We start from the raw sequence: 14,235 nt of genomic DNA, 5'->3' as shown, positions 1-14,235 counted from the left end.
GGGGGAAACCCGCTTGGCGGCGTCGGTCAAATCGGCTTAAACTTGCAAAAACCGGTGGTTGATGACAGTGCGGCGGCATCAGAACTCGCTGCGGCGAGGGAGACGACGCGATGAAGAGATATGCGGCTTCCGCCATCCTGGTGCTGTGTGCCGCCGGCCTCGCTCATGCTGCCGACGGTGCCGTCGCCGTCGAGGCAGACCCGGCCGCAGGACTGCATTCCGACTGGGCCTTGCAGATCACGCCCTATATGTGGGCAACCGGTCTCGATGGCGATATCTCGCCTTTCCGCCGCGCTCCAACGCTTTCTGTCGAAAAGTCGTTCTCCGATGTGATTGACGACCTCAACTTCGGCGGCTTCGTCAATATCTGGGGGCGTTATGACCGCTTCGTGCTGTCGGGCGATGTCATGTATGTCAACACAACCGACAGCAAGGCAACGGGTCCGCTGCCGGCGTTGCAGATCCCCGGGATTGCGGCGATCCCTGCTGGCGCGCGCATCGATGCCGATGTCGATACGCGTGAATTCATGGCGACCCTGCAGGGCGGTTATCGTGTCATCGACACGCCGGAACTCTCGCTGGATGCCCTTGGGGGGGCGCGGTTCTGGTATATTTCCAACGATGTCTCGGTTACCGCGAGCTATCCCGGTCTGGGACGGGTTTCCGCCAGTCACGAGGAGAGCTTCGGCTGGGTGGATCCGGTTGTCGGCGCGCGGCTGTTCGTAAACCTGACCGACAAGCTTTCGATACAGGGGCAGATCGATATCGGCGGTTTCGGCGTCGGGTCCGATCTGACCTGGTCGGCGCTGGCGACGGTAAACTATACCTTCACCGACAACCTGTCCGTCTCGGCCGGATACAAGGTGCTGGATGTCGACTACGAGCATGACGGCCATGTCTTCGACACGCGCCTTTCCGGCCCGGTGCTCGGTCTGACCTATCGGTTCTGAGCGCGCAACGCCCTAGCCGTCCGCCCGGGCTTCGAAGGCCCTTGCTCGATATTCTCCCGGCGGCAGGCCGAAATGGGACTTGAAGGCACGGGAGAACTGGGTCTGGTCGCTGAAGCCCCAGCTGTAGGCGATCTCGGCGGCGGTCTGCACATTGCCGGGATCCGCCAGCGCCTCGCTGCACGCCGAAAGCCGCTGGGTGCGGATCCAGTTGCGGACCGTGTCACCCGTATCCCTGAACAGCTCGTGCAGATAGCGGGTGGAGATGCCGCAGGCCCGGGCGATGCGCTCCGGGTCGAGGCGGAAATCCTGGAGATGGGCGCGAACATAGGTCTCGACGCGGGCGAGATGGGCGCTGCGCACCGTCGAGTTGCCTGATGTCAACACGCGATCATCCGCCTTGATCGCAAGAACAAGCAGATCGACAAGCTGGCGACCGACCGTCGTGCGCGCTTCCTGGGTCATGCCATCGAAGCGCGCGGGCAGGAGGTGCAGCATGTCTGTGAAAAGGCCGCCGGCGCCGTTGTCGGCCTCGAATTGCAGGGTGCAGAAGCGGTCCGGCGCGCGCATGCGCCCGCCAAGCGCCTCGGCCTCGACCTTGAGCACCCACATGTCGGCCGCCTCCGAATGGCTGAACTGGTAGGGCTCGCTGCTGCGCTCCAAGAAGAAGCCGCCAGGCCGGCACGTCATCTCGCGGCCGCCTTGGGAAAAGAACACTTCCGCATTCGCAGGCACCGTCACGAGGAATTCCTCGTCCCTCGCGGCGCGGAAGTGATGCGGGAGGCGCAGATATTGCAGGGCATCGCAGGTCAGCCGCGAAATAGAGACATCGCCAAACTGCCATGTCGTCAGGTCGCCGGAAAAGCGGTCGGCCTCGCGAAAGCGCAGGTCGAGCGGGAAGTAGGCCGAGGCGATGGCCTCGTGCCAGTGGCGGCTGCGGTCCGGTGCGCGTGTCGCGCTTGTGGTGATGCTCGTCTTCATGCGGCTTTCCCTCTTCGTTAAAAGGTATGCACATGATGTCTGCCAGGCAACGAAAATGGCAGCTTGTGCGCTCGAGCGCAAACCGTTGTTCGCCTCCTGCAAAGACCGGACCGGAAATCTCTGCCTAGATTGAGCCCGGCTTCAACGGTGCGACAGACACCGGCGGCCCAGGGAACAGACATTTCAGCTACGCGAACGGTTTCCAGGCCGTCGGCTCTCGCCCTCAACCAGCGTGAACACGATGCTCCATACCCAGACTTCCAAGGTGGACCCGATCACCCTTTCGGTGGTGCGCGGCATGCTCGAGACGACACAGCGCGAAATGACGCTTGCGCTGGAGAAAACGGCCCGCTCGTCGGTCTTCAACCTGGCGCACGATTATTCGACGGCGCTGTTCAATGCCCGGCCGGAGATGATTCTGCAGGGGCAGGACATTCCGATCCATCTCGGCTCGCTCATTCCCGCCATGAAGGCGGTTGCGGCCTTCTTCGGCGACGACATCCACGAAGGCGACCTGATCCTTCACAACGATCCGGCCTTCGGCGGCAGCCACGCGATCGATACCTGCATGTACAAGCCGGTCTTCTACAAGGGCGAGCTCGTCTACTGGACCGTCTGCAAGGGTCACCTCACCGATATCGGCGGGCCGGTGCCGGCGGGGTACAACCCCAATGCCACGGAAATCTACGCAGAATGCCTGCGCATTCCGCCGGTGAAGATCTGGGATCGCGGCAAGCCGCGCCATGACGTGCTGAACATGATCCTGACCAACATGCGCGCCCGCCGCGATCAGGAAGGGGACTTCCGCGCCCTGATCGGCGCCTGCCAGGTGGGGGAACGCAACCTTCTCGCCATGCTCGACAAATACGGCAAGGAGCAGGTCGATGCCTGCGTCGATACCCTGCTCGACATGGCCGACAAGCACATGCGCGCGCTGATCGCGACAGTGCCGGACGGTACCTATGAGGGTGCCGCCATTCTTGAGGATGCCGGCCACGGTTTCGGCGATTTCGAGATCAAGGCGACGGTGACGATCGATGGCGACGCCTGCCATATCGCCATCGATAGCCCGCCACAGATTCCGTATTTCATCAATTCCTACGAGGGCAATTCCCATTCCGGCGTCTATCTGGGCCTGATGATGTTTGCGGCACTGCCGCCGCCCTACAATGAAGGGCTCTATCGCTGCGTCAGCCTCGATTTCGGGCCGAAAGGCACGCTCTGCAATGCGCAGGAGCCCGCACCGCACATGAACTGCACGACGACGCCGATGGAAACGCTGACGGATGCCGTGCGTCTCGCCTTCGAGAAGGCGGTGCCGTCGCGCGTCTCGGCCTCATGGGGACATGCCAACGGCCTCAACATCGCCGGCCGCGATTCCCGCACAAACGAGGAGTTCGTGACCATGGTGCTGGCCACCATCATTTCCGGCGGCGGTGCGACGCCCAAGCAGGACGGCTGGCACGCCGTCGGCCCGGAATGCTGCTTCGGCGCCTTGACCTCTGGCGATGTGGAACTGCTTGAATATTCCTATCCCATCGTCATCCATCGCTATTCGCTGATGACGGATTCCGGCGGCGCCGGCAAATTCCGCGGCGGTTCCGGCACGGCCTGGGAAGTCGAGCCGCTTAACGGCGACATGCTGTGCATAGGCTTCGGCGAGGGGCGGCGTATTCCGGCGATGGGTGCCGCCGGTGCGACGTCGGCCATGGTCGATACCAAGGTGGGCCGCGTCGAATTGCGGCGTGACGGCGCGGTCCAGGTCGAGCGCAAGAACATCATCGAGACCATCAAGCCCGGCCAGACGATCACCAATCTCAATCCGGGCGGCGGAGGCTTCGGCAACCCGTTCGAGCGGCCGGTGGAAAAGGTCGTTTCCGATGTGCGCAACGGCCTCGTCTCCCTGGAAGGCGCGCGGCTCGACTACGGGGTCGCCATCGTGAGCCTCGAGACCCTTGATGTCGATACGGCCGAGACCGACCGGCTCAGAGCCGCTGTTTAAGGAAGACAGACATGACCATGCATTCCTACCGTCTCGGCATCGATGCCGGCGGCACCTTCACCGACTTCGTCATTGCCGACCGCGCGACCGGTGAGGTCAGGCTGTTCAAGGCGCTCTCCACACCCTCCGACCCCACCAAGGCCATCGAGAACGGTCTTGGCCTGATCGCCGCCGATCTCCAGCGGCCGATCGAGGAGATCATCGCCAATTGCGACTTGTGCATCAACGGCACGACGGTCGGCCTCAATGCGTTGATCACCCATCGCGGCGGCCGCACGGGTCTGATCTGCACGGCCGGGCACGAGGACTCCATCGAGATCCGCAACGGCCACAAGGAAGACGGCTTCCGCTACGACCCCGATTATCCCGCCGCCACGATGCTCGTCCCGCGCTATCTGCGCCGCGGCATTCGCGAACGTGTGCTGTCGGACGGTTCCGTGCGCACGCCACTGCATGAGGAGGATGTGCGCGAGGCCTGCCGGCTCTTCCTGAAGGAGGGGGTCGAGACCGTCGCCATCTCCTTCGTCTGGTCGGTGCTGGACCCATCACATGAGCGGCGCGCGGCCGAAATCGTGCGCGAGATGATGCCGGATGCCGTGCTGACCGTCGGCAGCGAGCTTTATCCGCAGGTGCGCGAATACACCCGCACGTCGACGGCGGTCACGAACGCCTATCTCGCCCCGGTCATGCGTCGTTACATCACGGCGGTCGATGCCTATTTCCGCTCGCTCGGCGCCAAGCAGCCGGTGCGCTACTTCCAGTCCAATGGCGGGCTTGCCATCGGGCAGGTCATGAGCGACCGCTCCGTCTACGCCATCAATTCCGGCCCGGCTTCCGCGCCGCAGGCGGGGCTCTATGCCGGCGCGCCGTTCGGCCACAAGAACGTCATCACCGTCGATATGGGCGGCACGTCCTTCGACATCACGCTCACCCGCAGCGGCCAGACCAACCTCAACAAGAACATCGATTTCCTGCGTTATCGCATCGGCGTGCCGATGATCCAGGTTGAGACGCTCGGCGCCGGTGGCGGGTCGATCGGCTGGGTGGACCCGCTCGGTCTTCTCCAGGTCGGCCCCCAATCGGCCGGTTCCGAGCCGGGTCCGGCCTGCTATGGCCGGGGCGGAGCGGAACCCACGACCTCAGACGCCAATCTCGTGCTCGGCTATCTCAACCCCGCAGGCCTGCTTGGCGGCAAATTGCCGCTTGACGTGGAGAAGGCGCGGGCGGCCGTGGCGCGGGTCGCAGAACCGCTCGGCATCTCCACCGAACAGGCGGCCTATGGCATGTTCGCCATCGTCAACAACAACATGGTCAACGGCATCAGGCGCGTTTCTGTCGAGCGCGGCTACGACCCGCGCGATTTCGTCCTCGTCGGGGCAGGGGGCGCGACGGCCGCCCATATTACGGCGCTGGCGCGTGAAATGGGTATCGACACGATCATCCTGCCCAAGCTCGCCTCCGGTCTCTGCGCCTTCGGCCAGATCATCTCCGACGTGAAATACAACTACATGGCCCCGGCCCCGGTGAGGCTCGACAACCCAGCGAGCTACGCGCGTATCGACGCCCTCTTCAAGGAGATCGAGGTCAAAGGTGTTGCGCATCTTGAGGCCGACGGTTTCGCGGCCGACGCGATCGACATCCGCCGTTCGCTCGACATGCGCTATGTCGGCCAGGTGCATGAATGCACCGTGGATATCGGCACGTTCCCGATCGACGAAAACACCATCGAAAAGGTCAAGGACGCTTTCCACGCCCGGCATGAGGAGCTTTACACCTATGCCGAACGGCACAGCACGGTGGAGGTGGTGAACATCGAATCCACCATCTACGGCCGCATCGAGAAGGTACGGCCGCCTAAGCTGGTGACGCGCGGCGACGATGCGGCCGCGCTGAAGGGGCATCGCGACGCGATCTTCGAGCAATCCGGCAAGGTCACGTCCACGCCCGTTTACGATGGTGCAAAGTTCGGCGCCGGCGCCCGCATCCAGGGCCCCGCCATCATCGAGGAGGTGACGACGACCATCATCATCGAGCCGGGCTGGACGAGTGTGCTGCACGAAAGCGGCAGTTACCTGCTGACACGCGAACAGTGAGAATTCGCTCCGCTGGCGGGCGGAGCGGTGCCTCGCAACAGGGAGAACCGGAATGGCAGGCAGCATATCGGCGCCGGCGGCCGCGGTCCCTGCGGTTATCCGCTCAACGTTCCGGCAGGTGAAAGGCCTGCTGGAAGTAAGAACGGAAGGCGAGCATGGGGGGCGTCAGCTCCATGTTTCGCCGCCAGGCGAGGCCCACATCCATGGCGGGAACGGTGTCGCTGATGTTCACCGTCTCGATGCGCCGGCCCTCGAGCGACCAGGGCCTGTGCACCATGTCGGAAAGGATGGCGACGCCCTGGCCGTTGGCGACCAGCGAGCGAACGGCCTCAACCGAGGAGGTGCGCAGGATGACGCGCGGCTGATAGGGCGTGGCGCTCCAGTATTTCAGCGCGGAATGCGCGGCCTCGTCCACCGTCAGCATGATGTAGGGCTCGTCGGCGATGTCCCGCAGTCCCACGGTCTCGGCCTGCAGGAGTGGATGCTGGGCCGGCAGCCAGAGCCGGCGCGTCGAGCTCAGCACCTTCTCCGTGATCAGGGCCGGGTTCAGGATGTTGGAGGTGAGCAGAACCGACATGTCGTAGCGGTTGCTCAGCAGCCCTTCCTCGATGGATTCCCGATTGAGCTCAAAGAGCTGGATTTCGAGCCTGGGAAAGAGCCGCCGCAGCCGCTCGATATGCAGCGGCAGAAAGTAGCCGATCACGGTGTAGGTCGCGGCAACCGTCAGCGTGCCTTCGATCTCGTTGCTGACGACATTGAGATGCGTCGCCTCATCGACCTTCTTCAGGATCTCGTAGGCATGCGACAGAAATTGCCGTCCGGCGGGCGTAAGGTCCATGCCATGCGGCGTGCGCAGGAAGAGGCTCACGCCGACCGTGCGCTCCAGCTCCTTGATCGCCGTCGTCACCGCGGACTGGGATATCGAGAGATCGACCGCGGCTTGCGAAATCTGGCCGAGCTCCGCGGTGGCGACGAAGTAGCGGATCTGCCGGAGGCTCAGCGTCATGGCTGTCATTCCCATTCTGATTTGCTGCGAGCAGGTATCGAAAAATCAGAACAGACGGCGCCGAAATGAGCATCAGACCGCCCTGTTAGGGGCATAACCGGGTTACCAGTTTGTTTTTTATGGTTTTTGCGGCGCAACAAAACGAGGCATCGAGTTCTGATTTTTAGAATTCATATATGGAAAAATAGAATTTTTCAAAGGGCTCTAAAGGGCCTAGCGTTCACTCCATTCAGGAATGCTGCGAGGTTGAGACGGTGCGTGAGGTGGTCGATATCAATTGCGACATGGGCGAGGCCTTCGGCCGCTGGCGCGTCGGTGACACGGAAGACACCTCACTGATGCCGCTGATCAGCTCGGCGAACATCGCCGCGGGTTTCCATGCCGGTGATCCCAACCTGATGGATGAAACGGTGCGGCTCGCCGCCGAACACGGTGTCGGCATCGGCGCCCATCCCGGCTACAACGATCTCCAGGGCTTTGGTCGTCGAAAGATCGCGGGCACCGCAAAGGAACTTGTCAACGACCTCGTCTATCAGGTCGGCGCTATCAGGGAATTCGCCCATCGCCACGGCGGGCGGCTCCAGCATGTGAAGCCGCATGGCGCTCTCTACATGGAGATGGCGATCAATCCGGAACTGTCCCAGAGCTTCGTGCAGTATATGCGCACCGTCGAGCCGAACGCCTTTATCTTCTGCATGGGCGGTTCGGCGACGTTTCGCGCCGCGACCGAAGCGGGCCAGCCCGTGGTGCGCGAATTCTACGCCGATCGCGAATACGACGACAGCGGCTCCATCGTGTTCACCCGCGATGCCGGCCGTCCCGATCCCGCCGCCATCGCGCGCAAGGTTCTGCGCGCCTGTCAGGAGGGCAAGGTCAGGACCGTCACGGGCCGCGACATCGACATCGATTTCGAATCCATCTGCTTCCATTCCGACACGCTCGGCGCATTCGACATCGTGTGCCAGATGCGTGATGCGCTGGTGGGAGCGGGTATACGTATTGCGCCCGTTTCGGCCTCGGCCGGGCGCTGACTTCTGGAGTGGAGAGAGACATGAGCAAGATCGAGATCAGATCGCCCCTGCCGGGCACCTTCTACCGCGCGTCGTCGCCCGACGTGCCGCCTTTCAAGGCTGACGGCGATAGCGTGGCGTCAAGCGACGCAATCGGCCTGATCGAGGTCATGAAGACCTTCCAGGAGGTGCCCGCCGGCGTCGATGGCAAGAACATCACCTTCCTCGTCGAGAACGAGGAACCGGTCATGGCCGGTCAGGTCATCGCCGAGGTGGAGGCATGACCATCCGCTCGATCCTCGTTGCCAACCGCGGCGAGATCGCGGTGCGCATCATCAAGGCGGCGAAGGCGCTCGGCATCCGCACCGTGCAGGTCCACAGTGCAGCCGATGCCGACATGCTCGCGGTGAAGCTCGCCGACGAAGCCATCGATATCGGATCGCCGGCGCCGAAGAAATCCTACCTGAACATCGAGGCCGTGGTGAATGCGGCCAAGGCCGCAGGCGTGGATGCCGTGCATCCGGGTTACGGCTTCCTGTCTGAAAACGCCGATTTTGCCGACGCCGTCGAAGCCGCGGGCCTCATCTTCATCGGCCCGAAAGGTGATGCGATCCGCCTGCTGGGCGACAAGGTCGCCGCCCGCGCCGTTGCCGCCAAGGCCGGCGTTCCGACGGTGCCGGGCAGCGCGGGGCGCCTTGCCACAATCGAGGAAGCACGGGGTGTGGCGGCGAAGACCGGCTTCCCGATCATGATCAAGGCGGCAGCCGGCGGCGGCGGTCGCGGTATCCGTATCGCCGCCGACCTAGCGGATCTCGAGCGGCATTTCCCACAGGCCTCGGCAGAAGCGCTCGCCGCCTTCGGCGACGGTGGGCTTTATCTTGAAAAGGTCATCACCAAGGCCCGCCATGTCGAGGTGCAGATCCTCGGTGACGGCAAGAACTTCGTTCATTGCTTCGAACGGGAATGCTCGTTGCAGCGCCGCCGCCAGAAAGTCTGGGAAGAAGCGCCGTCCTTCCTTCTTCCGGCCGAGGTGCGGGCCAAGCTGTGCGAAAGTGCGGTCGCGCTGGCGCGCGAGGTCGCCTATCGCGGCGCAGGAACCGTCGAATATCTCTATGACGAAACGACGCGCGAATTTTACTTCATCGAGGTCAACACGCGCATTCAGGTCGAGCATCCGGTGACGGAAATGATCACCGGCATCGATCTTGTTTCCGAGATGATCCGCGTGGCCGGCGGCGCACCCTTGTCGATCAGTCAGGCGGATGTCGAGGCATTTGGCCATGCCATCGAATGCAGGATCAACGCGGAAGACCCGGCCAAGGGGTTCATGCCGGCGCCGGGAACGATTTCGCGCCTCGTCGTGCCCGAGGGCGATGGGATCCGTTTCGATACGATGCTCTACGAGGGCTACACGATCCCGCCGTTCTACGACTCGCTTGTCGGCAAGCTCATCGTCTGGGCCGAAACGCGTGAAGCCTGCCTGGAGCGTCTGAGGCAGGTGCTGAGCGGCCTCGTCATTGAGGGAATTCCCACCACCATTTCCCTGCACCTGGCGCTTGCCAGCGATGCGAGCGTGGCGCGTGGTGCGTTCGATACCCGCTTCCTCGAACGATGGCTTGAAACGGAATTCGCCGCAAAGACCGGCGCGACGGCGGAGGTTGCCTGATGACGACCAGATATTCATTCGGAGGCGACGAGCACCTGTTCGTCGAATGCAGCGAGGAAATGTCGCTTGAGGCCTTCTTCAAGAGCCTTTCCATGGCCAAGGGCGTGCGCGATAGCGGCATCAGGGGCGTAACGGAAATCTGCCCGGCCAACGCCTCGTTCCAGATCAAGTTCGACCCTGACATCATCCATCCGGACGATGTCCTGAAGGAGGTCAAGGCCATCGAAGGCGCAGCCGCCAAGGCCGAGCCCGTGCTGAAGACCCGCATCGTCGAAATCCCCGTCTTCTACAACGACCCGTGGACACATGAGACGCTGATGCGCTTTCGCGAGCGTCACCAGGACCCGACGGGAACCGACCTGGACTATGCGGCCCGCATCAATGGCTACGGCTCCGTCGACGATTTCGTCGGTGCCCATTCCGGCTCGCCGTGGTTCGTCTCGATGGTGGGTTTCGTCGCGGGCCTTCCCTTCATGTACCAGATGGTCGAGCGTCAGCGGCAGATACAGGTGCCGAAGTACCTCAGGCCGCGCACGGATACACCGCGGCTCACTGTCGGCCATGGCGGTTGCTTCGGCTGCATCTATTCGGTGCGCGGTGCCGGCGGCTACCAGATGTTCGGCATCACGCCCATGCCGATCTTCGATCCGACCCAGACGACCAGCTACCTGCGCGATTTCATGGTGTTCTTCCGCCCCGGCGACATCGTGAAGTTCAAGCCGATCGATCGCGACGCCTATGACCAAGCGGTGGAAGATGTCGATAAGGGGTTGTTTGCCCCGCCAATCCGCGAGGTGACGTTCGATCTGCGCGACTACCAGAAGGATATCGACGGTACCAACGCCAAGCTGGAGGGTGTGCTCCATGGCCATTAAGGTTCTCCACCACGGTCTTGCGACCACCGTTCAGGATCTCGGTCGTCCCGGCTACTTTCACCTCGGCATTCCGGTCGGCGGTGCGATGGATCGTTACGCAATGCGCGCGGCGAACCTTCTCGTCGGCAATGACGAAGGCGCGGCAGGGCTCGAAGCCGTGTTCATCGGCCCGAAGCTGGAATTCACCGAGGATGCGCTTGTCGCCGTCACGGGCGCCGACATGCCGGCCAAGGTTGATGGCGTCGCCCAGGCAGGCTGGACCGCCTTCAAGGTCAAGGCCGGCCAGACGCTGACCTTCGATTTCCTGAAATCCGGTGCGCGCATCTGCATCGCGGTCTCCGGTGGCATCGATGGACCCGAAGCGCTCGGAAGCCGCTCTACTTATCCGATCGGTGCGCTGGGCGGTTTCAACGGCCGTCCCCTAGCCGCCGGCGATGAACTGCCGGTCGGCAGCGGTAGTCTTGCGAGCGAGGGAAAGAGCGTTCCTGAAGCCATGCGTCGCAAGCCGGGCATGCCCGCGGAGCTGCGCGTTCTGCCCGGCCTCTACTGGCATCGCGTGACAGAGCAGTCGCAGGAGAACTTTTTCGCCGACGAGTGGAAGGTCGCAAACGAGGCGGATCGCATGGGCTACCGTTTCAAGGGTGGCCGGAAGCTTGATTTCGTCGAGCGCGAGCAGCCCTTCGGCGCCGGTTCGGACCCGTCGAACATCGTCGACAGCTGCTACCCCTATGGCTCGATCCAGGTCCCGGGCGGCACGGAGCCGATCATCCTGCACCGGGATGCCGTATCCGGCGGCGGCTATTTCATGGTGGGCACGGTCATCTCCGCCGACATGGACCTGATCGGCCAACTCCAGCCGCACATGCCGACGCGCTTCGTCAAGGTGACGATGGAAGAGGCACTGGCTGCGCGCGGGGAGCGCCGGGCAGCGCTGTCCCGGTTGCGCGAAGCGCTGGCATAGGAGAGGACGATGCGCACCGCCGCTGCACACCCTTCAAGACAGGGCCCACCGCAAGGCGGGTCAGTCGAGAACGGGCGTCAGATAGGCGGCCGTCACGCCCGGGCCGGGAATGATCGCCACGATCTTCATCTGCGCGATGGTGCGGTTGAGGGAGGCTTCCAGATGGGTCGCCATCATGGACACCGCCGATTCCGTCGCTCCGCGCAGCAGAAGTTCGGCAACCAATCGAAGTTCCGTGATGATCGCGGGATCGCCGGGCAGGCCGAGTCGGCGCAGCAGCCGGTCGGTCGCTGTCACCGGCAGCAGATTGTTGCGCACGAGGTCCCTCAGCCGCTCGTTCGGTGCGGCAAGGACGCAGCATTCGATGAACTCGATCTGGATCGCCTCGCTGTTGCCAAGACCACCGGCGCTGTCTTCCGCAGTGCGCAGCCGCTTCAGAAGCGTCTCCAGCCGCGCCCGGTTCACTGCCGGCGCGCCGAGGCGTATGGCCGGCGGTTCCAGCATGGTGCGCAGCACGAAATGATCCTTCACCGTCTGTGCGGTGAGGGGGCCGGCAATCCAGTGCGAACTCTGGTTCTTGCGCACGAGCCCGCGCTCGCGCAGGCGCGTCAGCACGTCGCGAACGACGGTGCGGCTGACATTGAAATGGTTGGCGAGTTCCATCTCGACGATGCGATAGCGGCCGAAGACCACGCAGCCGGCAACATCCGCCTCCACGGTATTGTAGATGCGCTCCCAGGACGAGCGGCTTTGCAGCGCCTCGTCCGCATGACGGGGCACGACGAGGCCAAGCGCCTTGATATCCGTGCGGATCGGCTCGACACCGTCGCCGGGCGGTCCCACCAGGAAGCCGCGGCCGGCGAAGCGATGCACCAGCCCGTCGGCCTCCAGCGTCTGAAGCGCGCGCTGAACCGGCGCGCGCGACGTCTGCAGAATGTCGGCGATGGGACCTTCCAGCAGCACGAGGCCAGCCGGCAGCGTGCCGGCTTCGATGTTGCTGCGCAGCACCTCCTCGGCGATTTCGTACCGCTTCTGGCTGCCCGTGGCGGCCTGCTCTTCCTTCATGGATTCCGTCATCGCTGGATTTTCATAACGGGCGCACTGTGCCGCATTCTCCATCGGAAGAAAAGGATGGCATAAATGATTATTGAATACAAAGTTTGAAATTAGGAAGATCCGTCGAGGCGCCGTCGTCCCAAGGTCTCGACTGTCGCGTCATCGCGGGTCCTTCCTCTTAGCTTGCGAATATCGTGCGCAACAGGCGTATTTCCGCCGCTGCGCGCAGACGTAAGCGCTACGAAAACGATATGTCCGCTCGGCCGTTCTGTTGGTTTTCACGCAGCAGCACGATAAAACGGAAAATTATAAAAAGTCTATTGAATACAAAAACCATTTATGGCATGGTTTTTGAAATCAAGGTGCCCGTAAGAGGCACCGTAAGCGGAACGAAGTGAAATGTTCAGGAATATCGCTGCGCCGCGCATCTGACGATGCGTGAACGATGGCTCTTGCTCCTTCGGATGCGTGTCGCATCCGGCGGCGTGCGAAGCTTTGCGCATAGACATTCCCGGCTCAAACTGGTGGGAACAGAGTGTCATCCGTCCTCCAACTGAAGAATGTGCACAAGGCCTTTGCAGGCGTTCCGGCGCTCGCCGGCATCGATGCATCCCTTGCGAACGATACCTACGTCTCGTTGCTTGGCCCCAGCGGCTCCGGCAAGACGACGCTGCTGCGCGTCATCGCCGGCTTCGAGCAGCCGGACAGCGGTGAAATCCTGTTTTCCGGCCGGCGCATCGATGGCGTTCCGCCGCATGAACGCGGTATCGGCTTCGTCTTCCAGAACTTCGCGCTCTTCCCGCATCTGAGCGTTGCCGAAAACATCGCCTTCGGCCTGACCAACCGCGCCGTCGATCCGGTGACGGACGCGAAGGTCGTGGCCGGCCGTGTGCGCGACATCATCGGCCTCGTCGGGCTTTCAGGATTGGAAGACCGCGCCACCACCCAGATTTCCGGGGGCCAGAAGCAGCGCGTGGCGCTTGCCCGCACGCTCGTGACCGAACCGAGCATGGTTCTGCTCGACGAGCCGCTCGGTGCGCTCGATGCCAATCTGCGCATGCGCATGCGCGGCGAGCTTCGCACCATCCGAGAGCGCTGCGGCGTCACCTTCCTGCATGTCACCGGCTCGGAAACCGAGGCGCTTGCGATGGGCGACACGGTGCTGGTGCTCGACGCCGGGCGCATCGCCCAGTCCACCGATGCCGACACGCTCTACAGCCGTCCGGCCTCAGCCGATGTCGCGCGCTTTCTCAATTGCTACAACATCTTCCCCGGTGCCGTTTCCGGCGATGCCTTCGCCAGCCCGGTTGGCGCGCTCGCGCTGGGCGGTGTGAAGCAGACGTCGGGCAATCCGGCATACGCCATCCGCTACGATCGCGTTGCGATCCGCCCCACGGACGCTGCGACAGCGGATGACGAGGTGCGCATCGAGGCGAGCTTCGTGGCCAGCGAATATTCCGGCGCCGCGATCAACTCCTTCTTCACGCTCGACGACGGTCGCGTCTTCGAGGTGGAAACCCATCTGAGCCATGCCGCGCCGGCAACCTATGAGGAGAAGGGCCGCTATGCCCTTGTGTGGAAGCGGGAGGACGCCCTTGTGTTCGTTTGAGACCGCCATTGCAGGTCCTGCCCCCACCC

The 14,235-nt window shown here is 63.2% G+C and carries 12 protein-coding genes; 9 read left to right on the top strand and 3 right to left on the bottom strand.

What is annotated here, in order from left to right:
* The first annotated feature begins 110 nt into the window (after positions 1–110).
* Entirely contained in the window at positions 111–950 is an 840-nt protein-coding gene (locus MKI86_RS19035; protein ID WP_241604225.1) for a hypothetical protein, read from the top strand.
* Positions 951–962: 12 nt separating this feature from the next.
* On the opposite strand, the gene MKI86_RS19030 is transcribed toward MKI86_RS19035, so the two are convergent.
* Positions 963–1,928 (bottom strand): AraC-like ligand-binding domain-containing protein, encoded by a 966-nt coding sequence (locus MKI86_RS19030; protein WP_241604222.1) that lies wholly within the window; start codon positions 1,926–1,928, stop codon positions 963–965.
* A gap of 241 nt (positions 1,929–2,169) precedes the next feature.
* Between MKI86_RS19030 and capB the strand changes: the two genes are divergently transcribed.
* Positions 2,170–3,930: a caprolactamase subunit beta gene (capB, locus tag MKI86_RS19025; protein ID WP_241604219.1), complete on the top strand. Its 1,761-nt coding sequence runs from the start codon at positions 2,170–2,172 to the stop codon at positions 3,928–3,930.
* A gap of 11 nt (positions 3,931–3,941) precedes the next feature.
* Positions 3,942–6,023 (top strand): caprolactamase subunit alpha, encoded by a 2,082-nt coding sequence (gene capA, locus MKI86_RS19020; protein ID WP_241604216.1) that lies wholly within the window; start codon positions 3,942–3,944, stop codon positions 6,021–6,023.
* Positions 6,024–6,126: 103 nt separating this feature from the next.
* On the opposite strand, the gene MKI86_RS19015 is transcribed toward capA, so the two are convergent.
* Positions 6,127–7,029 carry a LysR family transcriptional regulator gene (locus MKI86_RS19015; protein ID WP_134652342.1) on the bottom strand — a complete coding sequence of 301 codons (903 nt, stop codon included), beginning with the start codon at positions 7,027–7,029 and terminating at the stop codon, positions 6,127–6,129.
* A gap of 254 nt (positions 7,030–7,283) precedes the next feature.
* Here MKI86_RS19015 and MKI86_RS19010 point away from each other — a divergent pair, with 254 nt between their 5' ends.
* From MKI86_RS19010 to MKI86_RS18990, 5 genes are read left to right on the top strand one after another with little or no spacing between them, the layout of a single operon-like run.
* The gene (locus MKI86_RS19010) at positions 7,284–8,060 is read left to right on the top strand and encodes a 5-oxoprolinase subunit PxpA (RefSeq protein ID WP_241604213.1); all 777 of its coding nucleotides are present in this window, start codon (positions 7,284–7,286) and stop codon (positions 8,058–8,060) included.
* Positions 8,061–8,080: 20 nt separating this feature from the next.
* Positions 8,081–8,323: an acetyl-CoA carboxylase gene (locus MKI86_RS19005; RefSeq protein ID WP_241604210.1), complete on the top strand. Its 243-nt coding sequence runs from the start codon at positions 8,081–8,083 to the stop codon at positions 8,321–8,323.
* On the top strand, positions 8,320–9,705 hold the full coding sequence (locus MKI86_RS19000; RefSeq protein WP_241604208.1) for an acetyl-CoA carboxylase biotin carboxylase subunit: 1,386 nt from the start codon (positions 8,320–8,322) through the stop codon (positions 9,703–9,705). The genes MKI86_RS19005 and MKI86_RS19000 overlap by 4 nt, the downstream gene beginning before the upstream one ends.
* Positions 9,705–10,580 carry a 5-oxoprolinase subunit B family protein gene (locus tag MKI86_RS18995; RefSeq protein WP_241604205.1) on the top strand — a complete coding sequence of 292 codons (876 nt, stop codon included), beginning with the start codon at positions 9,705–9,707 and terminating at the stop codon, positions 10,578–10,580. Before MKI86_RS19000 ends, MKI86_RS18995 begins: the two co-directional genes overlap by 1 nt.
* A complete protein-coding gene (locus MKI86_RS18990; RefSeq protein ID WP_241604203.1) occupies positions 10,570–11,541 on the top strand; it encodes a 5-oxoprolinase subunit C family protein in 972 nt (323 codons plus the stop codon). The genes MKI86_RS18995 and MKI86_RS18990 overlap by 11 nt, the downstream gene beginning before the upstream one ends.
* 60 nt (positions 11,542–11,601) lie before the next feature.
* Here MKI86_RS18990 and MKI86_RS18985 read toward each other — a convergent pair whose 3' ends face one another.
* Positions 11,602–12,618: a GntR family transcriptional regulator gene (locus tag MKI86_RS18985; protein WP_241604201.1), complete on the bottom strand. Its 1,017-nt coding sequence runs from the start codon at positions 12,616–12,618 to the stop codon at positions 11,602–11,604.
* Between the two features lie 514 nt (positions 12,619–13,132).
* Here MKI86_RS18985 and MKI86_RS18980 point away from each other — a divergent pair.
* Complete coding sequence (locus MKI86_RS18980; protein ID WP_241604199.1) at positions 13,133–14,206, top strand: ABC transporter ATP-binding protein; 1,074 nt, start codon at positions 13,133–13,135, stop codon at positions 14,204–14,206.
* The last annotated feature ends 29 nt before the right edge of the window (positions 14,207–14,235 follow it).

Origin of the sequence: Shinella sedimenti (assembly GCF_022601905.1) — a bacterium.
Lineage (GTDB): Bacteria > Pseudomonadota > Alphaproteobacteria > Rhizobiales > Rhizobiaceae > Shinella > Shinella sedimenti.
This window is presented reverse-complemented; position numbering and strand designations above follow the sequence as displayed.